Annotated in this window: 16 protein-coding genes and 1 tRNA gene; 10 read left to right on the top strand and 7 right to left on the bottom strand. The window is 64.8% G+C overall.

Annotated elements, in window-relative coordinates; translation table 11 throughout:
• Positions 1-82 precede the first annotated feature (82 nt).
• From C8J42_RS05535 to C8J42_RS05515, 5 genes are all read left to right on the top strand, one after another.
• Entirely contained in the window at positions 83-628 is a 546-nt protein-coding gene (locus C8J42_RS05535) for a (2Fe-2S)-binding protein (RefSeq protein WP_133019252.1), read from the top strand.
• A 351-nt stretch (positions 629-979) separates the two neighbouring features.
• Positions 980-1,969, top strand: a complete 990-nt coding sequence (locus C8J42_RS05530; RefSeq protein WP_133019251.1) for an RcnB family protein — start codon at positions 980-982, stop codon at positions 1,967-1,969.
• A gap of 116 nt (positions 1,970-2,085) precedes the next feature.
• Positions 2,086-2,769 (top strand): 2OG-Fe(II) oxygenase, encoded by a 684-nt coding sequence (locus C8J42_RS05525; protein ID WP_133019250.1) that lies wholly within the window; start codon positions 2,086-2,088, stop codon positions 2,767-2,769.
• Positions 2,770-3,182: 413 nt separating this feature from the next.
• Complete coding sequence (gene recJ, locus C8J42_RS05520; RefSeq protein WP_133019249.1) at positions 3,183-4,946, top strand: single-stranded-DNA-specific exonuclease RecJ; 1,764 nt, start codon at positions 3,183-3,185, stop codon at positions 4,944-4,946.
• 61 nt (positions 4,947-5,007) lie between these two features.
• Positions 5,008-5,082, top strand: a tRNA-Glu gene (locus tag C8J42_RS05515).
• A 408-nt stretch (positions 5,083-5,490) separates the two neighbouring features.
• Here the strand turns inward: C8J42_RS05515 and C8J42_RS05505 are convergent.
• Complete coding sequence (locus tag C8J42_RS05505; RefSeq protein ID WP_133019248.1) at positions 5,491-7,125, bottom strand: DUF5597 domain-containing protein; 1,635 nt, start codon at positions 7,123-7,125, stop codon at positions 5,491-5,493.
• 190 nt (positions 7,126-7,315) lie between these two features.
• Between C8J42_RS05505 and C8J42_RS05500 the strand changes: the two genes are divergently transcribed.
• The 3 genes from C8J42_RS05500 to C8J42_RS05490 are packed head-to-tail and all read left to right on the top strand — an operon-like array spanning position 7,316 to position 12,176.
• Positions 7,316-9,730 (top strand): glycoside hydrolase family 31 protein, encoded by a 2,415-nt coding sequence (locus C8J42_RS05500; RefSeq protein WP_133019247.1) that lies wholly within the window; start codon positions 7,316-7,318, stop codon positions 9,728-9,730.
• A 14-nt stretch (positions 9,731-9,744) separates the two neighbouring features.
• Positions 9,745-10,542: an SGNH/GDSL hydrolase family protein gene (locus tag C8J42_RS05495; protein WP_207897076.1), complete on the top strand. Its 798-nt coding sequence runs from the start codon at positions 9,745-9,747 to the stop codon at positions 10,540-10,542.
• Positions 10,543-10,544: 2 nt separating this feature from the next.
• Positions 10,545-12,176 carry an alpha-L-fucosidase gene (locus C8J42_RS05490; RefSeq protein ID WP_243644271.1) on the top strand — a complete coding sequence of 544 codons (1,632 nt, stop codon included), beginning with the start codon at positions 10,545-10,547 and terminating at the stop codon, positions 12,174-12,176.
• Positions 12,177-12,241: 65 nt separating this feature from the next.
• On the opposite strand, the gene C8J42_RS05485 is transcribed toward C8J42_RS05490, so the two are convergent.
• From C8J42_RS05485 to C8J42_RS05470, 4 genes are read right to left on the bottom strand one after another with little or no spacing between them, the layout of a single operon-like run.
• Positions 12,242-14,491 (bottom strand): hypothetical protein, encoded by a 2,250-nt coding sequence (locus tag C8J42_RS05485; protein WP_243644138.1) that lies wholly within the window; start codon positions 14,489-14,491, stop codon positions 12,242-12,244.
• Positions 14,488-16,020, bottom strand: a complete 1,533-nt coding sequence (locus tag C8J42_RS05480; protein ID WP_133019245.1) for a tryptophan halogenase family protein — start codon at positions 16,018-16,020, stop codon at positions 14,488-14,490. Before C8J42_RS05480 ends, C8J42_RS05485 begins: the two co-directional genes overlap by 4 nt.
• Complete coding sequence (locus C8J42_RS05475) at positions 16,017-17,567, bottom strand: tryptophan halogenase family protein (RefSeq protein ID WP_133019244.1); 1,551 nt, start codon at positions 17,565-17,567, stop codon at positions 16,017-16,019. Before C8J42_RS05475 ends, C8J42_RS05480 begins: the two co-directional genes overlap by 4 nt.
• Positions 17,568-17,621: 54 nt before the next feature.
• Positions 17,622-20,759 (bottom strand): TonB-dependent receptor, encoded by a 3,138-nt coding sequence (locus tag C8J42_RS05470; protein WP_165895441.1) that lies wholly within the window; start codon positions 20,757-20,759, stop codon positions 17,622-17,624.
• A gap of 455 nt (positions 20,760-21,214) precedes the next feature.
• Between C8J42_RS05470 and C8J42_RS05465 the strand changes: the two genes are divergently transcribed.
• The gene (locus tag C8J42_RS05465) at positions 21,215-22,759 is read left to right on the top strand and encodes a cellulase family glycosylhydrolase (protein WP_243644136.1); all 1,545 of its coding nucleotides are present in this window, start codon (positions 21,215-21,217) and stop codon (positions 22,757-22,759) included.
• A 753-nt stretch (positions 22,760-23,512) separates the two neighbouring features.
• On the opposite strand, the gene C8J42_RS20040 is transcribed toward C8J42_RS05465, so the two are convergent.
• Positions 23,513-23,821 (bottom strand): hypothetical protein, encoded by a 309-nt coding sequence (locus tag C8J42_RS20040; RefSeq protein ID WP_165895439.1) that lies wholly within the window; start codon positions 23,819-23,821, stop codon positions 23,513-23,515.
• A gap of 90 nt (positions 23,822-23,911) precedes the next feature.
• Between C8J42_RS20040 and C8J42_RS05460 the strand changes: the two genes are divergently transcribed.
• Complete coding sequence (locus C8J42_RS05460; RefSeq protein WP_133019905.1) at positions 23,912-24,574, top strand: Fe2+-dependent dioxygenase; 663 nt, start codon at positions 23,912-23,914, stop codon at positions 24,572-24,574.
• 151 nt (positions 24,575-24,725) lie between these two features.
• Here C8J42_RS05460 and C8J42_RS05455 read toward each other — a convergent pair whose 3' ends face one another.
• Positions 24,726-25,211, bottom strand: coding sequence for a serine hydrolase domain-containing protein (locus C8J42_RS05455; protein ID WP_243644134.1), 486 nt, complete (start codon positions 25,209-25,211; stop codon positions 24,726-24,728).
• Positions 25,212-25,473 lie beyond the last annotated feature (262 nt).

The following is a 25,473-nucleotide window of genomic DNA, read 5'->3' as shown; positions in this document are numbered from 1 at the left end:
TATCTGCGCGACATAAGCCGGGGCGGCAGCGCGTGGCAATGCCGCGTGGTGCGATCCGTCCTGCGGGGCTAGGACGGCGGGCATGAGCCGCTTCACCGTCAACAACGAACCGATCGAATACAAGCTCGACAACGAGACGCCGCTGCTGTGGGCGCTGCGCGATGCGTCGAACCTGACGGGGACCAAATATGGCTGCGGCACGGGGCAGTGCGGCGCATGCACGGTCGATATTGATGGGCGCGCGGTGCGGAGTTGCCGGGTGCCGATCGGCTCGATCGAAGGCGCGTACGTCACGACGATCGAGGGACTGTCGAGGGAGCGCAATCATCCGGTGCAACTGGCGTTTATCGCGGAGTCGGTGTCGCAATGCGGGTTCTGCATCCCGGGGATGATCATGGCCGCCGCGGCTTTGTTGAAGCGCAATGCCGACCCGAGCGAAGCGTTGATCCGCGAGCAGATCACGAACCTGTGCCGATGCGGGGTGTATCCGCGGGTGATCGAGGCGATCCAACGCGCCGGGCGGGCAATGCGCGAGGGAGAGGTTATCCCGGCAGGACCGCGCCCGGGGATCGATCCCGCGGACTCGGCGCGGCTGGTGCCGGCACTGGTGCCGCCGCCGGCGCGGTAGGCGATCCCCAGAGCCAAGCTTGTTCTCCCGCGAAGGCGGGAGTCCAGTCTGGGTTCCCGCCTTCGCGGGAGAACAAGGTTCTCGATGAACACGTCGGCGGTTTCCACCACCCCGGCGAAGGCCGGGGCCCAATTGGAACGTCCGAGGTAATTGGCCGCGCGCCTTGTTACTCTCCGCCCTCAATTGGGCCCCGGCCTTCGCCGGGGTGGATGCTTCAGAGACGTAGCGACGTATCCGCACTAAACCTGTCTAATCGCTGACGAACCCATTCAGCCTCCCCACACCCCGCATTGTCTAGACCCGACACATCATAGGAGCCGGCTCGTGCGCCGGCAGTCGAGGACGACGGCGATGACGGGCAAGTTTCTCAAACTCTTGATGGCGGCTTCCGCGTTGGTGCCGGCAACCATGATGGCAACAACCGCGACCGCGCAACAGGTCGATCAGGACCGCGGTGACCGTGGCCAGCGCCCCGATCGCGGCCAGCGTCAGGATCGTGGCGATCGGGGCCCACGTCCGGACGGACAACCCTTCCAGCAGCAGCGCCCCGACCGCCCCGCCGCGCCCGACCAAGGCCAGCGCCCGCAACGCGCCGATCTCGGCACGCAACCGCAAGTCCGCGAAGACCGCCCCGATGGTCAAGGCCGTCCCGATTGGAACGGGCAGCGCGGCGGACAGCGTGGCGACCGACAGGCTTGGAACGGCCAGCGTGGCAACGGTCAGGGCTGGAACGGCCAAAACCGTCCCGACCCGCAGGCCGGCCAGAACCGCCCCGACTGGAACCGCGACCAGGGACGCCCCGGTTTCGATCGCGGCAACCAGCAAGCGGATCGCGGCCAGTTCGACCGCAACGGTGGACGCGGCGATTGGCGCAACGACGGGCGCAATGACAACCGGGGCGACAACCGCGGCGACTGGCGCAACGGCGGCCGCGATGGCTACCAGAACCGCCAGCCCAACCGCGCCTACGGCAACGTCCAGGGCTATGGTCGCGGCGGCTACAACCAGGGGCATTACAACCAAGGCGGCGCATGGAACCGTGGCTGGCGTAACGACAACCGCTATGCCTGGAGCAATTACCGCGCATCCAACCGCGGCGCGTACCGCCTCCCACGCTACTACGCGCCGAGCGGCTGGGGTTCGGGCTATCGTCGCTTCGGCGTCGGCTTCTCGCTGAACAGCATCCTCTACAACCAAAATTACTGGATCCAGGACCCGTACACCTACCGCCTGCCCGAGGCGTACGGCCCGTATCGCTGGGTGCGCTATTACAACGACGCGCTGCTGGTCGATCTCGACAGCGGCCGCGTGGTCGACACGGTGTACGACATCTTCTGGTAGGCTCCAGCTTACCGTCACGCAGTAACAGGGGAGAGCCCCGCGGTGGTCCAGATCGCCGCGGGGCTCTTGCGTTTACCCCTCTTGCCTTTCGGGGCGAGTTCGCCAAATCCTACGGCGTGGGTATCTTTTCAAAAGCCAAGAGGGTCGATCCGGCCGCGGCAGTTCGCCAGGCCTTCGGATCGCAGGTCGCCGCGCGCCTCGACGCCAATCCGGCGGTGCAGCGCATCGCGATGGACACCGTGCAGTTCTATTATCAGGACAAGTTCCTCGACCCCGCGACCTGCAAGCGACTGATCGCGGTGATCGATTCGAAGCGGCGTCCGTCGACGCTGCTGTCCGATCGCCCGAACAGCAATTTTCGCACCAGCGAGAGCTGCGACATGGATCGCTGGTCGCCCGAGGTGCAGCCGACCGACGAAGCGATCGCGACATTGCTCGGGATCGACCTGCTCCACGGCGAGACCATGCAGGGCCAGCGCTACGCCCCCGGCCAGCAATTCCGCGCGCACCATGATTATTTCCATGAGTCCGAAAGCTATTGGGCCAAGATGCAGGAGCAGGGCGGCCAGCGCACCTGGACCGCGATGGTGTTCCTCAACGACGTCCCCGAGGGCGGTGCGACCTGGTTCCCGCAGGCCGGCGTGAAGATCGCGCCGAAACGCGGCATGCTGCTCGCGTGGAACAACATGAACCCGGATGGGACGCCGAACGGACTGACGCTGCACGAGGGCATGCCGGTGGTTGAGGGCGTTAAGTATATCGTGACGAAGTGGTTTCGCGAGCGGCCGTGGATGAAGTGAGGGTTGCGTAGACCGACTCCAACATCGCTCGCCTCCCCTGTTGCGGATCCGCCCGGCGTGGATTCCTTATCTCGCCCCCCTCCCCGTTCGTCCTGAGTAGCCGTCGAGTAGGCGCCGCAGGCGGCGTATCGAGACGGCGTATCGAAGGACAGGTTGGCGCACGAAACCCTGCTTCGATACGCGCCCTCGATACGCTTCTACGAAGCTACTCGGTCGCTACTCAGCACGAACGGGGGGAGAGTTTACATTCCGCCAGTCCGCGCAAAACTGTTTCCCCGCGAAGGCGGGGACGCAGACTGGCCTCCCGCCTTCGCGGGAGACCATGACGCGAGTGGTGCACGCGGTTGCCAGATCGCCCTAACCACGCGTCCCTCCCCGCTCGACAATCCCCTCACAACCACTACGTCCAAGGCATGACAGTTCTCGGCGTAACCTCTTCCATCCTCGGCCAACCCTGGCGCTGGCGCGCACTCGCCGCCGACGGCCGGGACGGTTTCGGTATCAACGGGTCGGGCGACGACCTCGTCACCCAGCTCCTCCTCGCCAGAGGCTGCCCCCGCGACGCGCTCGACGCGCACCGCACGCCGTCGATCCGCGCATTCATGCCCGACCCGTCGATCTTCCGCGACATGGACCGCGCCGCCGACCGCCTCGCCGACGCGGTACAGGCGCACGAACAGGTCGCGATCTTCGGCGATTACGACGTCGACGGCGCCACCTCCGCCGCGCTGATGGTCTTGGTACTGCGCGATCTCGGCATCGAAGCCCGCCCCTACATCCCCGACCGGCTGCTCGAAGGCTATGGCCCGTCGGGCGAAGCGCTCGTCCGCCTCGCCGGCGAAGGCGCTACGCTGATCGTCACGGTCGACTGCGGCGCACAGGCGTTCGACGCGCTCGATGCCGCCCGCGACGCGCAGGTCGACGTGATCGTCATCGACCACCACAAATGCTCGACCGCGCTCCCGCACGCGCTCGCGCTGGTAAACCCCAACCGTCTCGACGAGACCGAGGGTGCGGCCCACGGCCACCTCGCCGCCGTCGGCATGTGCTTCCTCGCCGCCGCCGCACTCGTCCGCACACTCCGCGGCCGCGGCTTCTTCAAGGATCGCGCCGAGCCGAAACTGATCGACCTGCTCGACATCGTCGCGCTCGGAACGGTCGCCGACGTCGCACAACTCCGCGGCCTCAACCGCGCGTTCGTCGCGCAGGGTCTCAAGGTCATGGGCGCGCGCAAGAACATCGGCGTCGCCGCGCTGATCGAGGCCTCGCGCCTGACGCGCAACCCGACCTGCACCGACCTCGGCTTCGCGCTGGGCCCGCGCATCAACGCCGGCGGCCGCGTCGGTCGCGCAGACCTCGGCGTCCGCCTGCTCACCACGCAGGACCCCGACGAAGCCCGCCAGATCGCCACCGAACTCGACCGCCTCAACGAAGAACGTCGCGCGATCGAAACCGCGGTACAGGAGGCCGCCGACCTCCTCTCCAGCCGCGACCGTGCAGTCGCCGTGGTCGCCGGGCACGGCTGGCACCCCGGCGTGATCGGCATCGTCGCCGGTCGCCTCAAGGAGAAGCTCGGCCGCCCCGCGATCGTCATCGCGATCGACGAGAACGGCATCGGCAAGGGCTCCGGCCGCTCGATCCCCGGCGTAGACCTCGGCGCAGCGGTGATGGCCGCACGCGAACACGGCCTGCTCGTGGCGGGCGGAGGCCACGCGATGGCCGCCGGCCTGACGATCGCCGAGGCAGCAATCCCCGCCTTCACCGACTTCCTCCAAGAGCGCCTCTCCGCCGCGGTCGAACGCTCGAATGGCGACCGCGCGCTCCTGCTAGATGCGGTCCTCGCAGCCGGCGGCGTAAACCCAGGCCTCGTCGAGTCGATGGAAGCCGGCGGCCCCTACGGGATGGGCTGGCCGGCCCCCCGCGTTGCGATGGGCCCGGTCCGCGTCATCAAGGCGGACGTGGTCGGCAACGGCCACGTCCGCACGATCGTCACAGGCGACGACGGCCGCAGCATCAAGGCGATGGCATTCCGCGCCGCCGAGAGCGCACTGGGCCAGGCGCTGCTCGGTGCCGCCCCCCACCGCAAGCTCTGGCTCGCCGGTCGTGCGAAGATCGACGACTGGTCCTCGCGGCCGTCGGCGGAACTCCATGTCGAGGACGCGGCATGGGCGGACTAAATTCTTGTACCGAAACGCTTGACGCCCCGCCCCCTTCCCCTTAGTCGGCCTCCACCACGCAGGCCCCTTCGTCTAGCGGTTAGGACGCGGCCCTTTCACGGCTGAAGCACGGGTTCGATTCCCGTAGGGGTCACCAACCACCACTTTGTGGTGGAAACGTGGTTAAGCCATTATTGGAACATACGTGTTGCGGCCATAAGATTTGGCGCAAATAGCCGGTCTTGAGACGCCCTTTAAGTTTTCTTTTCCGATGACCCTGAAATGGGAATGGAAAATTCTACGATATAACGCGCGGAGTAAGGCTATTCTTACCCGGCGGGTACGGATGTGTGGCGCCAAGCCCCAATAGCGGACATCCAAGCGTGGTTTTCAATTTCCAACGCAGTGTTCCAGCGCCAACACCGAATTCTCCGGCGCAGCCCGAAGCCATGACGCGGTGCAGGTTCATGGCATCCGCGATGCGCTACGACGAAGAGAGAACACCGATCGCGAGCAGCACTATAGAGCCCTCCCCATTGCCTGATATCGGTCGAGCCCGGCGCAGTTACTTGTAACTACCCATGATCACCTTGAGAACGGCCGGCGTGGTGAGGTTGATCCCGTAGTCGGTCTGGTCGCCGTTCCACACGCGGCTCATCACCCATCGTCCGTCGACCACGCGACCTTCTTCGACGCGGAATACCGAACCGTTCTTCGGGCCATCCTTCGCCGTCCCGAAGTTCAGGCGGACGTGATCGCCGACTACGAGAAATTCGTTCGGCGACAGGTGTGCGACCGCAACGCCGCCCACAGGCTGCTTCGCCCAAATGGGCGGCTCGGACTTGATCCAGGTCCAGTCCTTCTGACCGAACTGCCATTCGCCGTAGCTGGTGGCGATCGTCCAGTTCCCCATGGTGGTAGACTGGGGAGCGGTCGGCCCCGTGCTCTCGTCGGGCTTGACCGCCCCCCAGGTCGGATGCTCGTACGCGATCTTCGCCCAGTCGCGCGCCATCGTCGATAGAACCGCGTATTTCAGCCCGATCGCGTCGACCGTGTCGTCGTCGAGCGCCTTCGCCCCGAGCGGATAGTTGAAATACCCGGTGTCATCCATGCCGAACGGCGCATAGCCGATCGCACCGCGCCCGAGCGCCGCATAGAAGAACCGCGCAAACTCCTTCGCATTGCCGATCTCGGGCACCATCAGCGCATTGTCGGGCCGCGCATACGCGTCGAGGTACAGCGCGACATGGCCTGCATCGCGGTCGTAGATATCGGGCGCCTGGAAATCGATCGCAGGCGCCGCCGCCTTCCAGATATCCAGCACGTCCTGCTGCGGTCCGCCGCTCGCGACGCCGGTCGGATCGGGCACGTTCGAGGGCCCGGCGAGCGACGCGTTGACGTACATCGGCAGCGGCTTGATCGCCTTGCCCGCCGCGGCGATCTCGTCGACGAAACGCGCCGTGTGCCAGGTGTTGAACGCGCGGTCGGCCTGCGCGCCGAACATCTGCGTCCAGCTGCCGCCCGGCTTCTTCAACGCCTTCGCCAGCGCGGCGGGCACGGGCTTTGCAAACACCGCGTTCGCCTGCGGGCCGTAGTCGCGTGGCGAGCGATAGCTGCCCACCTCGTTCTCGGGCTGCACCATGATCACCGTGTTCTGAGGATCATGCGCCTTCAGATATGTCATCACCTCGACGAACGCGCGCTTGTCCGCCTCCAGCGTCGCGCGAAACATCGGCGAATGGACATAATGGTCGGTGCCGTCCTTCATCTTCATCCGCGGAAAACGGCGATTATCGGCCTTGAACCAATCCGGCGTGTAGCCGGGCGAAGTGTTCTTCCACGTCCCGAACCAGAGCAGCACGACGCGCTTGTCGTGCGTCCGCGCCTGATCGAGCAGCGTCTGGAGAAAGCTCAGGTCGAATCTGCCCTCGACCGGCTCGACCTGCTGCCACGCGATCGGGATCTCGACGGTGTTCGCATGAATCCGGTCGAGCACGGGCCACACCTGCGGCAGCGCGGACGCGTAGTTGCTGCTGTTGTTGACCTGCGCGCCCAGCATCAGGAACGGCGCACCGTCGACGATCAGCGCATGCCGGCCCGCCTTGCTGACGATCCGCGGAACCTCGGTCGTGGTCTGCGCCGACGCGGTACCGCCGGTCAACGACACGGAAAGGGCCACGCCCGCGATTAGCTTATTCATACGAACCAAGACTGCATCCTTCTCCGTGAGCGCAAAGCGAACGGGTTACGCCCGGATTTCTAGTCCCGGGGTACGACGATCAACGGAAATACAGTTGATCCATCTCCCGTATCTGCAATTATACGACAAAATCGCCGTTCCGGCCATGATCGCGTTACCGTAAGGGCATAAGCCCGTGGAGAGGATTTTAATGCATATTGCCCCAGCCCGTGTCGTCACGCAGCCGTCCGATCAGTCCGGCAAGACGTCACGACTAGACCGCTCGTCGCGGGGTTGGTCGTCGCGCCTGGTCGCACGGTTGGCTATTGGTGTCGCTCTCGCCACGCTCGGCACCACCGCCTTTGCCGCACCGATCGCGACAGTCGATCGCAACGGCAGCCTCGTTTCGGTCGAGGCCTATGCCCCCAACATCGTCCGCGTGACGATCGCGACCGACCGTGGCCAGGTCGACGCGCCCCCCGGCGATGGCCCCAACGCAAAGCCCGATGCCGCCGGCTGGACGCATCGTAACGACGCAGGCGCCGACGTCTTCACCTCGTCCGCGCTGTCGCTGTCGGTCGACGCCAAGCCCTGGCCCAAGGCGCCGTCGCAGATGGAGCGCTATTTCGCGCCCTCGCTGCCGCCCGTGTCGGTGACGATCCGCAAGCCCGATGGCTCGATGCTGACGCAGATGACCGGCTGGGAAATGGCGCCGCACACCGTCAACGGCGAGAAGACGTTCCGCGTCGGCGCGAGCTTCGCCTCGCCCGCAGACGAGCATTATTACGGCCTGGGCCAGAACCAGGAGGGCAAGCTCGACCTGCGCGGCCGCACGATCGACTGCCGCCACAATTACGATGCGCCCGCGGGCGAGACGGTGTGCGTACCGTTCATGGTCACCAACAAGGGTTACGGTATCGTCTGGGACAACCCGTCCTCGACAATCGTCTCCCCCGGCCTGCACAGCGCGACGCACTGGCAGTCGGAAGTCGGCGAGCGCGTCTCGTTCTTCGTCATCACCGGCGCTACTACCGACGAAATCTATGCCGGCTACGCCACGCTGACCGGCACCACGCCGCTGCCGCCAAAGGCCGCGTTCGGCCTCATCCAGAGCAAGGCGCGCTACGAGACCGAGAAGGAACTGCTCGACGTCGCCAACGGGTATCGCAGCCGCGGCCTGCCGCTCGACATCATGGTGCTCGACTGGTTCTACTGGTCGCGCATGGGCCAGCTCGACATCGACCGGAATTACTTCCCCGATCCCAAGGGCATGAACGACAAGCTGAAGTCGATGGGGATGCATTCGATCATCAGCGTCTGGCCGCGGTTCGAAAAGGAATCGCGCTACTTCGACCTGTTGTCGACCAAGGGCTGGTTGCTGAAGGACAAGGACGGCAACGTCGTCGACGGCCTGCCGATCCGGTCGGACCGCGCGGGCGCGTTGCTCGACAGCACCAACCCCGATGCGCGCCACTGGTTCTGGGACCGGATCCGCGACAACATCGCCAGCCAGGGCTTCGACTGGTTCTGGCTCGACGAGACCGAGCCCGATCTGGTGCCCGATGGCAGCTTCTATTCGATCGGTTCGGGCGACCGTTATCACAACGTCTTCCCGCTGCTCCACACGATGAGCGTGGCGGACGGTTCGGCGAAGGATCGCCCCACGATGCGCAACCTGATCCTGTCGCGCGCGGCCTATCTCGGCGCACAGCGCAACGGCGGGCTGTTCTGGTCGTCGGACATCAAGTCGACCTGGGAGGCGCTGCACCGCCAAGTGCCCGCCGGGCTCGGCTTCACCGCGAGCGGCATGGCCTATTGGGGCAGCGACATCGGCGGGTGGCAGTGGCCCAACGGACCCAAGGCGACCCGCCCCGTGCTGCTCGATCCAGCGGGCGCGACCGCGATGGCGCCCGACTACGCGGATTATCCCGAGTTGTTCACGCGCTGGTTCGGCTACAGCGTGTTCACGCCGACATTGCGGATCCACGGCCAGCGGCCGGCCACCGCAATCTGGCAGTACGGCACCGCGGCCGAGCCGGTCCTCGCGAACTTCCTGAAGCTGCGCTACTCGCTGATGCCGTATATCTATTCGCTCGGGCGCCATACGTACGAGAGCAATGCGCCGATGATGCGCGCGCTGTTCATGGATTTCCCGAACGATCCCAACGTCGCCGACATGGGCGACGAATATATGTTCGGTCCCGCCTTCCTGGTCGCGCCCGTCACCGAACAGGGCAAGACCAGCCGCCAGGTCTATCTGCCGGCCGGTGCCGAATGGTATGATTACTGGACCAACCAGCGGTTCACCGGCGGCCAGACCGTCACCGCGAATGCGCCGATCGACAAGATCCCGCTGTTCGTGCGCGCCGGGTCGATCATACCGATGGGCGTCCAGGTGCCGAGCACGGCGACGGCCCAGGCCTTGGAGAGCATCCGCGTGTATCCGGGCGCAGATGCCAACTTCGCGCTGTACGACGATGACGGCGTGACCAACGACTATCGGACCAAGGGCGGGCGCAAGGCAATGCTGCGCTGGGACGACAAGACCCGGAGGCTCACCGCATCGGGCAAGCTGCCGACCGGGCAGGACGCCGCGTCGCTGGTCCAGATCGTCTCGGCTAAGTGATGCGCGGGGAAGTGATGCGCGGCATCGCCATTGCGGCGTTGGCGTTGGTCTCGTTGCCGGCGGCTGCGCAGACCAATGTTCCGGGCGATCCCTATGCCGGTGATCCGGTCGGGATCGTCGCGGCCCCCTGCCCTGCGCATCCGTCGCCGACCGATGGAGCCGGATGGGAGGCATGGAAGCTGCATTCGCTCACGCGCGACTTCGGCCAACTGTGCCGCTACCGTGCGCAGAACGAACAGTTGAAGGCCTCGAACACGCCGGTCCGCGTGGTCTTCATGGGCGATTCGATCACCGACAACTGGATCGGTGCGGATGCTGCGCTGTTCACCGGCGGGCTGGTCGATCGCGGGATCAGCGGGCAGACCACGCCGCAGATGCTGGTGCGCTTCCGCGAGGACGTGGTCGCGCTGAAACCGCGTGCGGTCCACATCATGGCGGGCACCAACGACATCGCCGGCAACACCGGCGCCTCGACGATGGCGATCGTCGAGGGCAACATCGCCAGCATGGCCGACCTCGCGCGTGCGAACGGCATCAAGGTCATCATCGCCTCGACCCCGCCCGCCGCCGCCTTCCCGTGGAGCAAAGACAAGCAGCCGGTCCCGCAGATCCGCGCGCTCAACACCTGGTTGAAGGCCTATGCGGCGAAGAACGGCTTCACCTATGTCGATTACTACACCGTGCTTGCCACGCCCGAGGGCGCGATGAAGCCGGGGCTGGCGAGCGACGGCGTCCACCCGACCCCCGCCGGCTATGCGGTAATGCGCCCGCTGGCGCTCGCCGCGATCCGCCGGACCGTCGCAGCCAAGTGAGTATCGATCTCAGCCGCCGTTCGGTTCTCGCCGGGATCGCCGCACTCGGTCCCGCAACACATGCGCTAGCGCAGAGCCCGATGGGGCTGGCGCGGGGCCCGGTGCAACCGACCTGGCAATCGCTGGTCGATCACTATCGCTACCCCGAGTGGTTCCGCGACGCGAAGCTCGGCCTGTGGTCGCATTGGGGGCCGCAGTCGGTGCCCGAGCAGGGCGACTGGTACGGCCGCTTCATGTACATGCAGGGGCACCCTGCCTACGAACATCACCTCAAGACGTACGGTCATCCGACCAAGTCGGGGATGATGGAGGTGATGAACCGCTGGACGGCGGAGCGTTGGGATCCCGACGCGCTGATCGCCCGCTATGCCAAGGCGGGGGCGAAATATTTCGTCTCGCTCGCCAATCACCACGACAATCTCGACTGCTACGACAGCCGCTATCACGCTTGGAATTCGCTCCGCGTCGGGCCGAAGCGTGATGTCGTCGGCACCTGGGAAAAGGCCGCGCGGAAAGCCGGGCTCAAGTTTGGCGTCTCGAACCATGCCGCACACAGCTGGCACTGGTATCAGACCGCCTATGGCTATGACCCGACCGGTCCGCTGAAGGGCCAGCGCTACGACGCGTTCACGCTGCGCACCGCCGACGGGCACGGCAAGTGGTGGGACGGGCTCGACCCGCAACATCTCTACACCGGCGCGCACGCGGTCCTGCCCAACGGCATCGACACGGTGGCGGCAATGAACGCGTGGCACGACGCGAACGATGGCCAGTGGATCGAAACGCCGCCGCCGAACGATCCGTCCTATGCCGCCAAATGGCTGCTGCGCCAGACCGACCTGATCGACAAGTACAAGCCCGACTTCTGCTATTTCGACGATTACGAGCTGCCGTTCGGCCCGATCGGACTCCAGGCAGCGGCGGATTACTATAACCGCTCGATCGCGTGGCACGGCGAGATCGACGTCGTACTGACTGCCAAGCAGTTGAAGCCCTATGCACGGTTCGGCCTCGTGCAGGACGTCGAGCGCGGCTTCACCGACCATCTGTGGGACGAGCCGTGGCAGACTGATACGTGCATCGGTGACTGGTTCTACAACGTCGCGCGGCTCACCGACAAGAGCTACAAGACCGCCGAGCAGGTGATCCAGCGGCTTGCCGACGTCGTGTCGAAGAACGGCAACCTGCTGCTCTCGATCCCGCAGCCCGGCGACGGATCGATCGACGGCGAGGAGGAGAAGATCCTCGACGGCATGAGCCGCTGGATCGCGGTCAACGACGAGGCAATCTTCGGTTCGCGGCCATGGCGCATCTACGGCGAAGGCCCGACCAAGCTCCAGGCCGGCATGCAGAACGAACAGTCTTCGGGCGTGTTCACGTCGCGCGACGTGCGCTTCACCACCAACAAGGGGGCGCTCTACGCGCTGTTCCTGGGCTGGCCGCAGGGCGAGGTCACGATCGAGGCGCTGGGACGCAACCGCTTCGCCGACGGCGTGGTCGAGCGCGTGACGTTACTCGGCGGCAACCGCGTGGCGCACCGCCGCGATGCACGCGGGCTGCACCTGACGATGCCTGCCAACCCCGGCGAGGGTTTCGTCCCCGTCCTGAAGCTGGAAGGCCGCGGCCTGGTCTAGCATTCGACGATCCGCTCCTTCGAGCCGACCCTAGCGACGCATGCCGGGCGTTCGTGAGCGCCGGATTATCGCGCCGCGATCGGATCGCCGTAGAACAGGCCACGGCCGTCCGTGCCGATATAGACCCGCCCCTCGCGCCTGGGATCGCCGGAGATGACGCGGTAGCGGCCGCCCCAGCGATGCGCGTCGTCGTCGATCCGCGCCCAGGACCGTCCTTGATCCACCGAGCGCCATGCCCCCCGGACACCGGCGAGCGTTCCTATCGCGAACACACCGTTCCGGCCGAGACCGAAGAGTTCGACCCGCAACTCACCATGCGCGGGCGCGAAACTTGCGCCGCCGTCGATGCTCCGGAACAGCCGTTCGCCCGCCAGCAGCCACAACGTTCCCGTGCGGTCGGGGTCCGCCACAAGGCTGCTCTGCGCTTCGCGACCTTGCCGGCCGACCGGCTTGAGATCGGCCGGCAGCCCTCGTGCCGCGACGACGGAGAAACTGGCTGCAGCATCGCGCGACACCAGCACCCGCCCATGCAGGACGTCGATCGCATAGAAAATCCTTGGGTCGCGTTTGTCGGCGACCGCACGGATCTTGCCCGGCAGCCCGGCGACGATCGACCAATGGCGGCCGGCGTCGCGCGACATCTGCGGGACCGGGGTCGCCACGACCATCGTCGTGCCGTCGGCCGATACGGTGATCGGCCAATCGCCATTCAGATCCTCGCGCCGCGGTGGGTTGCCCATCGGCGGCACGGTGATCTCGGTCCAGGTGCGGCCGCCGTCCTCCGACCGCCCCATCGACGCGTCCCGCGGCCTGTCCAGGTACAGGCTGCCGCTTCGGACGACGACGTTCGGCGCCATCCCGGCGTAATCGATGGTGTTGGTGTTCGACATGTACGGATCGACGAACGTCGGCCGCGGCGAGCGGTCGAGATCGTCGTGTACGAAACCGGCGAGATCACCGAACCCCGAGATCAACGGCGCGCCCCCGGTCGGCGATGCAAGCGTGATGATCGCCGTCTGTTCGATCCCGCGGGTCCAGGGCGCCCAGTCGACCGCGCCCAAACGCCTGAGCGCGCGGGTCGCGTAGACCGTCGCACCGGTCGTGTAGGCGACATGATCAGGATCGAACGGATCGATCGCAAGGCCGGAAATCCAGTGGCCGAAATCGGCGCCCTTGCCCTCATGCAGCAGGAACGGCGTCGCCGACACGTCGCGCCGGCTGCGCGGCCCGACATCGTCCCAGCTTCGGCCGTCGTCGCGGCTGATCCAGAGTGAATCCCGGTGTTTGTAGCGGTCGACGGTACTGACCGCGACGGTTCCCGGCGACATCGCGGACACCGCAACGCCGAGGAATGCGCCCTCTGCCCCGGTATCGCGCCACGCGACGGGGGTCACGTCGCGGCCGGTGCCGTCGCGATCGTAACGCCACACCGCCCCGGTCGCGATGCCGCTCGGCCCCAGCCCGCTCGCATAGCCGACCCACAGCACGCCCCGCGGATCGACGACGCCCTTGGCCGCGAGCAGCGCCGGGCCCGTCACCGCGACCCACGTCTCGCCGGCGTCGTCCGACCGATACAGATGCGTGGCGCCCGGATCGGCAACGCCGGCCCACACGCGTCGGGACGGTCGGCCTGCCCCGCCGCTGGTAGGATCGATCGCGACGAAGGCGACCCCGCCATGCGTCCGGCGAAAACCGGGGCGTCCCAGCCCGGCGACCGGAAAGCGCGCGACCTTTGCCCAGGTCGCGCCGGCATCGTCGCTGCGCCACAAGCCGTCGTGCCGCGAGCCGAAGAACAGTCGCCGTGTCACGTTGGGATCGATCGCGAGCCGTTCGCCGAGCCCGCGACCATCCTCGTTGCCGCCCATCGCGAACGGGACGGGCGTGATCCGCCAGGATCGTCCCCGGTCGGAGGATCGCAGAATTGCCGCGGGCTGGCTGGCACCCACCCCTGCCGCCATGTAGACAACATCGGGATCGCGGGGATCGGGCGCGATGCTCTCGATACCCATGTAGCTCGGCACCGCGTTACCGTCCTGCAGCGGCACCCAGCGCGCGATCTTTTCGTCCCAGCGATACGCGCCACCCATGTCGGTCCGGAGATAGGCGAGCCCCCGCTCCACCGCACTGAAGACGATGTTGGGCGCATACCCGCCCGCGCCGACCGTCACGTTGGTCCAGCGATACGCCACCGCGTCCGGCGCGCGGGCGGACCCCGGCGTTGCGAGGGACGCCAGCAGCAACGCCGTCGTCGCGACGATGCGCAGCCGCTTTGCCCAAGCCAACCGTCCGTCTGTGCACCGCCGCGACGGGATCATGCCGCCTGGTGCGTTCGTGCAGCGCAGTTCTGGGCGATGAACGCCTCGTGCGTCGGCATCGCCGCAGCTGTCTTGTCGATCACGTCCCGAACATGCGCCAGGAACCGCGCGGACTCGTCGGCCGGCAACGCGCTGGCCAGGGGGTCGAACGACGCCGGCCGGATGCCTTGGCCGAGCAGCACCGCGATCCAGCCATCTGGGGTGAACAATTCCCCCTGTTCGCGAAACACCCGCGCCTTCCCCGACCAGAGCGCCAGCTTGGCCGACAGCGACGCCGGGATCGCCATCGTCCGGCACTGGTCCCAGAACGGCGAGTCCGATCGCTCGGTCGCGTGATAATGCAGGATGATGAAATCGCGGACCTGTTCGTATTCGCGCAGCATCACGCGGTTATACTCGTCGATCTCGGTCACGCCGAACCCCAGGTCGGGAAACAGGCTCATCAGTCGCGTAATGCCCGACTGGATCAAATGAATGCTGGTGGACTCGAGCGGCTCGAGAAAGCCGCCGGAGAGCCCGATCGCGACGCAGTTCCGCTCCCATAGCCGGTCCCGTCGACCTGCCTCGAAGCGCAACTGGCGTGGTTCGCCCAACGCCTCCCCTTCCAACCCCGCCAAAAGCGCCCGCCTTGCATCGTCGTCGTCGATGTGTGCGCTGGAATAGACGTACCCGTTGCCGACCCGGTGCTGAAGCGGGATGCGCCAGCGCCATCCGGCGGTATCGGCGGTCGCGCGCGTATACGGGGTCAGACCTCCCTGTCGCTGGCTCGGCACCGCCCAGGCCCGGTCGCACGGTAGCCAATGCTTCCAGCTCGTGAACGGAACGTCCAGCGCGCCGCCCAGCAGCAACGATCGGAAACCGCTGCAGTCGATGAACAATTCACCGTCGATGCGGCGATCGCCTTCGAGCCGCACCGCCTCGATGAATCCCGTCCCCGCGTCCCTCTCGACCGCGACCACGCGACCCTCGACGCGAACCACGCCGTCCTGCTCCGCCATGTCGCGCAAGAACTTCCCGTACAAGGCGGCATCGAAGTGGAACGCGTAGAACAAGGTCGACAGGACCGACTCGGGATTGGCGCTCGGCCGGGTGAACCGCCCGCGACGCGCCGCGACCGCCGACAGGCAATAGTCGCCGATCGGTCCCGGATCGGGGTTGCCCAACGCGGCCTGACGGAGCCAGAGCTGATGGAACTGCACCCCGCCGATATCACGGCCATGCGTACCGAACGGATGCAGATACGCGTCGCCGAGCCGAGCCCAGTCGCGAAACTCGATCCCCAGCTTGAACGTCGCGCCGGTCGCGCGGACGAACGCGTCTTCGTCGATCCCCAGCATGCGGTTGAAGTCGAGCAGCGGCGGGATCGTCGCCTCGCCGACGCCGACGGTGCCGATCTCCTCGGATTCGACGAGTGTGACCGATACGCCGCTCGGCACTAGCCGCGACAGCGCAGCGGCGGTCATCCAGCCGGCCGTGCCACCGCCGACGATGACGACCTTCGTGACTCGGGCGGCACCGTCGCTGGTCATGCCGCGGCCCGCGCACCAAAGCTGTGGGTCTGAGCGTACGCGACAAGGTCCCGGTTCGACGGGAGGTTGGCGATCGCGTAGCGCGCCTGACGCTGTACCTCGGCGAACGCGCGCCGCGCATCCTCGTGATAGCGCAGGGCACCGGCCTTCGCGCTCAGGTCCGTCTTCCACCCCATGCCGTACAGCACATACTGCCAGCTCGCCTCGGTGAAGATGTCGACCTGGCCGTCGATGTCTAGCTCGTTGGGCGGCCGGAAGCGCCACCGGTCTAGCAGTGCCAGCAAGCTGTCGGGCACCGACGCGTCGGCCACGTTATCGCGCCAGAACGCCGTGTCGCGCCGTTCCGAGATGCAATAATGGAGCTTGATGAAATCGCGCGCGCGCTCGTAGCGGCGGAGCATGTTCGCGTTGAACTGACGCGCGGACGTCTCGTAATCGCCGCCCCACGGGAACAGGTTGGCGATCATTCCCGCCGACACCTCTGCAAACGCGATGCCGGTCGCTTCGAGAGGCTCGAAGAAACCACTCGACAGCCCGACCGCGACGCAGTTCTTGTACCAGTTGACCTCGCGGTAGCCGGCATCGAACTTGAAATGGCGCACATCGGCCTTTTCACCCGCCGCGCCGAGATAGTCCCGCAGGACGCGCTCCGCCGTCTCGTCGTCGCCATGATCGGACGAGTAGACATGGCCGATGCCCCGCCGGCGATCGAGCCCGATATCCCAGATCCATCCGTTCTTCTGCGCGGTCGATATCGTGTAGGAGGCGATCGGATCGTCGGGCCGCGCATAGGGTAGCTGCGCCGCGATCGCGCGATCGCAGAACAGGACGTCCCGGCACGAGCGATACGGAACCTTCATCGCCTTGCCGATCAGTTCGGCGCGAAAGCCGGTGCAGTCGATATAAAGATCCGCGTCCAGAACGCCGTTCCGCTCGGTGCGCACGCCGCCGATCGCACCCTCGGCATCGAGCAGCACCTCGCTCACGGTGTCGGTCAGGTGCCGGACGCCGTTCTTCACGCCCTGCTCGCGCAACAGACCGGCCAGCGCGACGGCGTCGAAGTGGAACGCGTAGTTGAGCGGCCCGACATAATCGGGATTGGTCGGCAATTTGGGTGCGCGATGCTGGTCGGAGGCTTTTTTCTGCGGATTGGAGACCTCGTCCCAATTCTCCGGACCGCCATGCCCCAGCAGCCAATACGGCAGCAGGTCGAGGCCATCGCTTGAATCCGCGACCTGGAAGGGATGCGAGTAGTGATCGGTCGCCCCCTGCCCCGGCGCGTGGCGCCAGTGCACGAACTTGGCACCCTGCTTGAACGTCGCACCGCAACGACGGATCAGGTCGGCCTCGTCGATCCCGATCGTCGCCAGCGTTCGCCGGATCGTCGGGAACGTCCCCTCACCGACGCCAAGGATCCCAATGTCTCGCGACTCGACAAGCGTGATCGCGACGCCGCCCGGCAGGTCCGCGCCAAGCCGCTTGGCGAGATAGCCCGCGGTCAGCCACCCGGCGGTGCCACCGCCCACGATCAATATCCGCTTGCCCATTGCAGCCTCGCTTTGCTGCTCGCCGACACCGTGTCGGCGAGCAGCGTATCATCGTTAGAAGGCGAGGTTGATACCAGTGCTGATACGACGATCGGCCTGGAACCAGCTACGCCCGACCAGCTTGCCGCCAGGGTAGCCCCCCATCAGCGTGCGCTGCGTCGACGCGGTCAGGTTGGTCCCCTGCACGCCGAACGACAGATAGTCGGTCACCTTGAAGCGGACGCCGGCATCGATCGACCCGTAGTTGCCGCCATAGATCGGCAGCGCGATCTGGGTGGTGGGATCGAGGCCGCCATCTTGATTGCTGACGACGCCCGGCGCGCTGTAATAGGTGTACGTACCGTTCGTGCCGTTGCTGTTCGTCGACAGCAGATATTGCGAGCGCCACGAGTACGCGATCCGCAACGAGATCGGGTTACGCTCGTAAAGCAAAGTCGCGTTCAGGTTGTGCTTCGACAGGCCCACGAGCGGCGCATCGTTCCTGCTGGCACCGGTGATATCGCGGTAGGCATCGCCCGGATTGCTGCTCTTGATGAACGTGTAGTTGCCCTCGAACCCGATACCGGCAAGCGCGCCCGGCAGCATGTCGAAGAAGAAGCGTCCCCCGACTTCGACGCCCTTGACCGTCGCCGCCTTGGTAGCGTTGCTATAGTCGGTCGCAGACGCCGAGACGTTCTCCGTCGTCCCGTCGGTGAACTGGACGGTGACCTGCCGGGTCGTCAGCGCATAGATTGGGAGGTTGGTCAGCCGCTTGTAGAACGGTGCGATGTGGAACGACGTCCCCGCACGTCCGTAATATTCGAGCGAGACGTCGAAGTTGTTCGACAGCGTCGGCTTCAGCAACGGATTGCCGGTGTCTGCGGTGAAGTTGTTGAACGTCCCGATACCGCCCGGAGTCTGGCTGGGCGTCGTCGCCACGCCGATCGACCCCGAGGCGCGCAGCGCGTTGAAGGTCGGCAGATCCATCGTGATGTTGTACCCGCCGCGCACCTTGATCCGGTCGGTCGGCGCATATTCGATATTGACCGACGGCAGAACGCGCGTGAAGTCCGCCTTGCCGCCGCGCGCTAGGAAGGTGTTCGCGAGCGAAACCTGAGCGCCGTTGCGGATAAAGACAGTGCCGCCATTCTGCTGGATGAACCCGCTGCCCTCGTTCTCGATGTGCACGACCCGCACACCTACGTTACCGGAGATGCCACGAGCATCCCCCTGGGGCCCGAACCGCACCAGCGCATAGCCCGCGATGTTCTTGGTACGATTTTGCACCTCGTCGCCTGGGAGGACGAAGCCCGGTGCTCGGATCCCAGAAAGGCCGCCATAGCCAGTGGCCGGCAATGGGCCCTTGGACGAGCAATCGTTCCAGAGAGGATTGGAGACGTTCGGCGTAGCCGGGTTGTTGTCATCGTCGATAGTCGGGGGACCACAGAAGTTCGTCGGCGGCGACTGTACCAACCCGGTGCGATTGACGTTGAACCGGTCCGCCAGACTTTCCGACGCGAACATCAGGTTGCCCGGCAGGGTCGTGTCGCCGCGGAAGAAGTCCTTGAACGCGTGGCTGGCGACGTCGCCCGGTGCCGCGTTGGCATAGGTCAGCTGCGGATCGCCATTCCACCCGCGGCCGAGCGCCGCCCAGTTATAGCCGTTCGCAAGGTCGCGCTCAGTCCGCTTTGCATAGCGGCCGCCGACCTTGACCGACCGGAAGAAGCTGTCGTCGAACTTGTATTCGGCATCGAGCTGCCCGGCGTCCAGCCGACCCTTGTTGCGTTCGTTGTGCGGCATCGATGCCGTCCAGAAATAATTCGCTGGATTGGCGAAAGACGCCTGCGTCGCCGGACCGACGGTGATCTGCGGCAGGTCGCCCGTCAGGTCCATCCCGAAACTCTGGCCGAACCCGATGTCGCGGAAGATGTCGACGCGGTCGTAGATCTGGCGTGAATCGACACGCTGCAGCGATCCCTTCAGCGACAGATGACTGTCATCCGGCGCCCACGCGAACGACAGCGAGTAATCGCGTGTCCGCGTATTGCTCTCCACGAAACCCTTGTTGCCGCTGCTGTTGACCGAGCCGCCGGTAGGCAGGAACGTCCCCGTATCGCGATTGAACAGTGCGTTCGTCTTGGTTAGCAGGCCGTTGCTGTCGAACGTGCTGCTCGCCGGATCGACCGCCAGCGTCTGCGAATCGAGCTGCGTACCGTAGTCGCTCGACTGGCTCTTGTAGCGCGACTGGAAGAAGCTACCGGTGAAGGTCAGCGAGTCGACCGGCTGCCACTGCGCCGCACCGTAGATGCCATAGCGCTTGTACTGGAACGCCTCGTCGCCATACGCGAAGCCGCTGGGGACGTACCGCTCGCTGCCATCGCCGAGCTTCGTCTTGAAATAGGGGCTGACGCGGATGAACTGCGACAGCGAGCTGAACTGGCTGAACGCGACGTCGCCGAGCAGGCCGATCCGGCCGATCGGCGTATCGAACGAGTCGGTGACCAGCACGGAGCCCGAAGGATCGGCCTTGTTCGCCATGTCGCCGAGCGCGAGCTCCCCGGTGCCCGCGATGTGGAACTTGCCGTTGAAGTCGAACGGCAGCTTGGTACGCAGATCGATCTGACCGCCGGTGCCGCCCTCGATCAGGTCCGCCGTCGATGCCTTGTAGACGTCGACCGCCGACATCAGCTCGGGCGTCACGTCGCTCCACAGGATCGCGCGGCCGTTGTTCGCGCTGAAGATCTCACGGCCGTTGAGACGCGATGCCACGCCGGTCAGGCCGCGGACCTGCACGCCCGAACCCTGGACGGAATAGTGATCGGGATCGCCGAGTGCTGCAAAGCGCACGATCGACACGCCCGAGACACGCTGAAGAACCTCGGTGATCGAGTTGTCGGGAAGCTTGCCGGCATCGTCGGCCACGATCGAGTCGACGATCGTCTCGCTGCGACGCTTGCGCTCATCCGCCGCCTCCAGTGCGGCGCGACGGCCGGTGACGACGATGTCACCATCGCCCTGGTCAGCGGCCGGATCGCCGGGACCCTGTCCCGGTGCTGCTGCCTGCGTCGTGTTCGGCGATATGGCCTGCGTAGCGGCCTGTGCCCAGGCATTGCCGCTAACGCCGGCAGCGAGCAGCGCTGCCAAGGACACACTAGCGCGCATTGCGGCTGCGGCATGCCAACGTCGACCGGAATCGGTAGTGAAAACGCTCATAAATCCCCCCCCATTATGCGACACCCTTTGGGACGCCACATCCTCTAGCTGCATCTTCTCGTCACGATGCTTCTACGCCGGCGTTAGCCCTAACACTATTATAGGACAATTGAATAATACGTCATCTTTTATGCAGCCTGCTCCGCCGCCGTGATGAGATCCCTTGGACAGCCGCAAGAGCGCGGCTTCGTCGCAATTACCCCTCATCTCGCTGCCATCGCTCCAAATTTCGCCTGTCGAGCCACGAGCCGTGGCCTGGATATTACCGGGCCTGCTTCGCCGCCCCGGCATTCCCCCGGAAACGGCAGGCTCTTGTTCCGGCACCGACCTCGGCATTATGTGGTTCGAACCAGGCGAACCGCATGGAATTGCCTTGATAAGGCTATCATCGTACGTCGACCGCTTCAGCGGGGTAGCACAGAATGCATTTTCGGTACGCAGCACGGGCATCCGCATTGGCAACCGGGATCGTTCTGGGCGTCTCAGTTCCAAGTGACGCGAGCGCGCAAAAGACGGCACCCCACGTCATTGCGGTCAACGTTCAGGGTAAAACCCAACCGCGAAATCGAATGGCGGAAATGTCCATCGGCGCGGATTATCCGGGCACGCTCATCCGTCATGATAGTCTGGAGCAACTGCGAACGGTGCAGAAGGAACTTCGCTTCCGACATATTCGCTTCCACAACATCTTTGCCGATCAACTGCATGTGTATCGGGAAGTTGCCGGCAAGCCCGTCTATGACTGGCGTCGTATTGATTATCTGTATGATAATTTGTTGAAGATGGACTTGAAGCCGTTTGTGGAACTCGGCTTCACGCCCGACGGCATGAAACAATCCGACCAAACGCTCTTTTACTGGAAGGGCAATACCTCACACCCAGAGCCCGCAAAATGGACGGCTTTGGTCGATGCGTTCGTTCGCCATGCGGTGTCACGCTATGGGGCGAAGGAGGTGCGCAGTTGGTATTTCGAATTCTGGAACGAGCCGAACCTCGACGGTTTCTGGGAGAAAGCGGACCAGCAGGCGTATTTCGATTATTATGCCCGGACGGCGCGCACGATCAAGGCGATCGACCCGCAGCTGCGCATCGGTGGACCATCGACCGCGGGCGCGGCATGGATCCCCGAATTTCTCGCATACGCCAAGACGAACAGCGTTCCGGTCGACTTCATCACGACGCATACCTACGGCGTCGAAGGCGGTTTTCTGGACGAAAAGGGTGAGGGCGACAACAAACTCTCGCGTAATCCGGATGCTATTGTTCAGGACGTGCGTAAGGTTCGCAAGGAAATGGAAGCAGCCGGGCGATCCAGCCTTCCGCTCTTTTTCACCGAATGGAGTACCAGCTACAATCCGCGCGATCCCATTCACGATGATTATCTGAGCGCTGCGTACATCTTGTCGAAGCTCCGTCGCACCGAGGGACTGGCGCAGGGCATGAGTTACTGGACTTACAGCGACTTGTTCGAAGAGCCGGGCCCACAAGCCCGACCGTTCGAGGGCGGCTTCGGACTGATGACGCCGCAAGGCGTGCGCAAGGCATCGTGGTTCGCGTACAAGTATCTGGCGGATCTCGGCGACCGTGAATTGCCCACCGGCGATGATCAGACCATCGCCGCATTGAAGGATGGAACATTGCAGGTACTGGCCTGGCGAGCGGTGTTGCCAAATCAGCCCGTCAGCAATCGCCCGTTCTTTACCAAGCTGCGCAAGCCTGCACTGACCACGCCGCTCACGCTCGACCTGACAGGATTAAAGCCGGGATCATACCAGCTACGGACGCGGCGCACCGGCTTTCAGCAGAACGACGCGTATTCGACCTACCTGGAAATGGGCAGCCCCGCCAAGCTGACTGATGCGCAGCTGCAAAAACTGCAAAGCGTTACGACCGACGCCCCGCTTATCAGCACTATTCATGTCCGCGCAGGAAAGCCTTTTCGACTGACGCTACCAATGCGCGAGCAAGACGTCGCGATGGTGGAACTGCGCCACAAGTGACCGCAATCGAAGACGTCTAAATTTATAGAAATTTCAACTCTTTTGAGTCGTCGCAACCCGACAGCCTCGCCGATCCTACAGCACGGGAAACTGGCCACGAACCGGAGGTAGCAACCGTAACTCGGCAAGGATCGGCGTCGATACTCGTCCTGAACACCTGACGTTGGCGATGCGCGAACAGCGACCGCACAGGCGCTGGGACGAGAAATTATACTGGTCCGCATGGAAGGGGATAGCAGTAGACGGCCGACGTAAATGGCCAGGAAACCCGTGACTGGTTGATCGACCACGATCCCGACCCGGCGGGGCACGTCATCGTAGCCCTTACCGATAGTGACGGCGAACCGTGACAATGTAGTGTTTCGATGCAAACGGTCAGCCGGGGACGACGACCGATCATCCGATTTGCCCGACGACAATCGTTTTTTGCAGGAGACCTCACCGCACGATGCGGGTCCAACGAACGACGAACGGTTGAACTTAAGCGCGCATGAGGTGACCATCAGCCCGCCCGGCCACCGGTTTCAGGGACGTGCCGTTGTCAGCAAGGCGGAGCGGCTGGGTAGCGCCTGTGCTTACGATGCCGCCAGCACCGTTCCCGGCGTTTTAACCGCATTAAAGACGCTCGAGTCCAGAATCAGCCGGTGCGAGACGATCTCGCTTTTTAACCAGGTATACTGTTTTATCGCCGCCACGGCCCATGTGAGTGTGCGCGTGATCCCAGACTGGCTCCTCCTCGTTTTTGACCGAGAATCAGCGTTCGCCCTCGCCTTCACCAGCTTCGTTCTCGCCACCTTCATATTCGCCTTCGCCGCGCTGGCCCGCATGCTGTTGCGCGGCACGTGCGCGACGGGGATTGCGGACGACGTGGCGCGACTTGGTCGAGCGCACGACGTGTCGCCCCTCACCTTCACCCTCACCCTCGCCGCGCTCGTTCTCGCCGCCTTCGCCGACCTGGTCGACGGACGGCGCCAGAGGTTTGGCTGCCGCTTCGGTCAGGATCCCCTGACCGGATTGCGCGACGACGAAGGCGCCAACGCCCATCCACAATTTCATACGCATACTAATTCCTTACTCGCCAATGCGTTGGCCACATGGCCTTGGACTGATAGGGACCCGTCCCGACGTCACGCCGACGCGACGAGAAACTTGATGTTGATCATGATTGCCAACGTTCTGGACGCCAACAATCTCCAGTCGTTGCGAGATAATCTCGGCAAGACGCGTTATGTCGATGGGCGCCGGACCGCTGGTCGCGAAGCCCGCCCGGTCAAGAGCAACGAGCAGGTCGACCGCGCCGACCCGCTGTTGGCCGACATGCAGGACTTGGTGGTCGACCGGTTGCTCGCGAACCCGTTGTTCCGGATGGCCACACGACCGCACGTGGTTCGCCCGCCGCTGTTCAGCCGCTACGAACCTGGCATGGCCTATGGCAGCCATGTCGACGACGCGATCATGGGCGGCATGCGCACCGACGTGTCGGTTACGATATTCCTGTCAGAGCCCGACACGTACGAAGGCGGCGAACTGGTGATCGAGTCCGCGGCGGGCGAACAGGACGTGAAACTCGCGGCAGGCGATGCAGTGGTCTATCCGACGACGGCGCTGCACCGCGTCGCGCCAGTCGTATCCGGCGAGCGCCTCGCCGCCGTAACCTGGGTACGCAGCTTGATCCGCGATGCCGATGCCCGCGAACTCCTGTTCGATCTGGAAACCGCACGGCACGTCCTGTTCGACCGCCTTGGCAAGACGCCCGAACTGGACTTGCTGGCAAAGACGCAGTCCAACCTGCTCAGGCGCTGGGCCGAAGATTAAGACTGACCTTTGGACCACTAGGTAATGCTAGGCCCACATCCGGCCACTAAGAGCCTCTCGTTCATAGCCAGACGCTGACGCCCGTTCATGTGCATTGACGGTCGGAACGGACTACGAAGCACTGATGGATAGGGCTGCAACCCCAACACGGCTACCCTGATGTCGCGAACGGAGCCCAATGGGCCGGCAGAGGTCGCTTCAGCCAGGCCAAGGCAGCGTAGCGGAAACGGATGCCGGGGGCGAACGCGCTTGTTAGCGGCTCGCTCGCTTCGTCGCGCCAGTTAGGCGGGCCGCTGGAGTGAGAGAGCAGGTAGCGAGGCGTGATCGACCCCGTCACGCCATCGTCGGTGGACGCGACATGCTCGGCCACTGGTCGATCCAGATCGATCAGGCCCTCCCCCACTATGTCATGAACCGCGACCGCCAGAACCACCTTGGACAGAGATGCCGCTTCGAACAGAGGTTCGGGTGTCGCGAGCACCGTATCAGCCTTTGCATAGCCGACCATACCGGACGAGATTGCTCCGGAGCCTGCCAGCACTGCCCAGCTTGCGCCCTGTGCGGACGCCAGGCCCATCCAGGCCGGCAAGTTGGCAAGGGTGCTGGGCGTCGTCGCGGCTGATGCACCTGCCGCCACGGTTATAGCGAGCGCTCCGATGCACGGGGCAGCGAGCACAATCCGCCTGGACACCAAATCCATTATCAACGCCCGTCAGCGACCTGCTTGCGACATAAAGGTTCGACGCGACCAGGCTAGTCGAGCCCCCCGCTGCCGCCGACCGATCCGCGTCAGCGACGCCCCACAAGATGGTGTATCGCGGCGGCTGCATTTCGACAGCAGATGAGATTTGCAGCCCCTTCACGTACGATGCCTGGATCGGGGTCGACCTGACCTCGTG

Source organism: Sphingomonas sp. PP-CE-1A-559 (genome assembly GCF_004340965.1).
Lineage (GTDB): Bacteria > Pseudomonadota > Alphaproteobacteria > Sphingomonadales > Sphingomonadaceae > Sphingomonas.
This window is presented reverse-complemented; position numbering and strand designations above follow the sequence as displayed.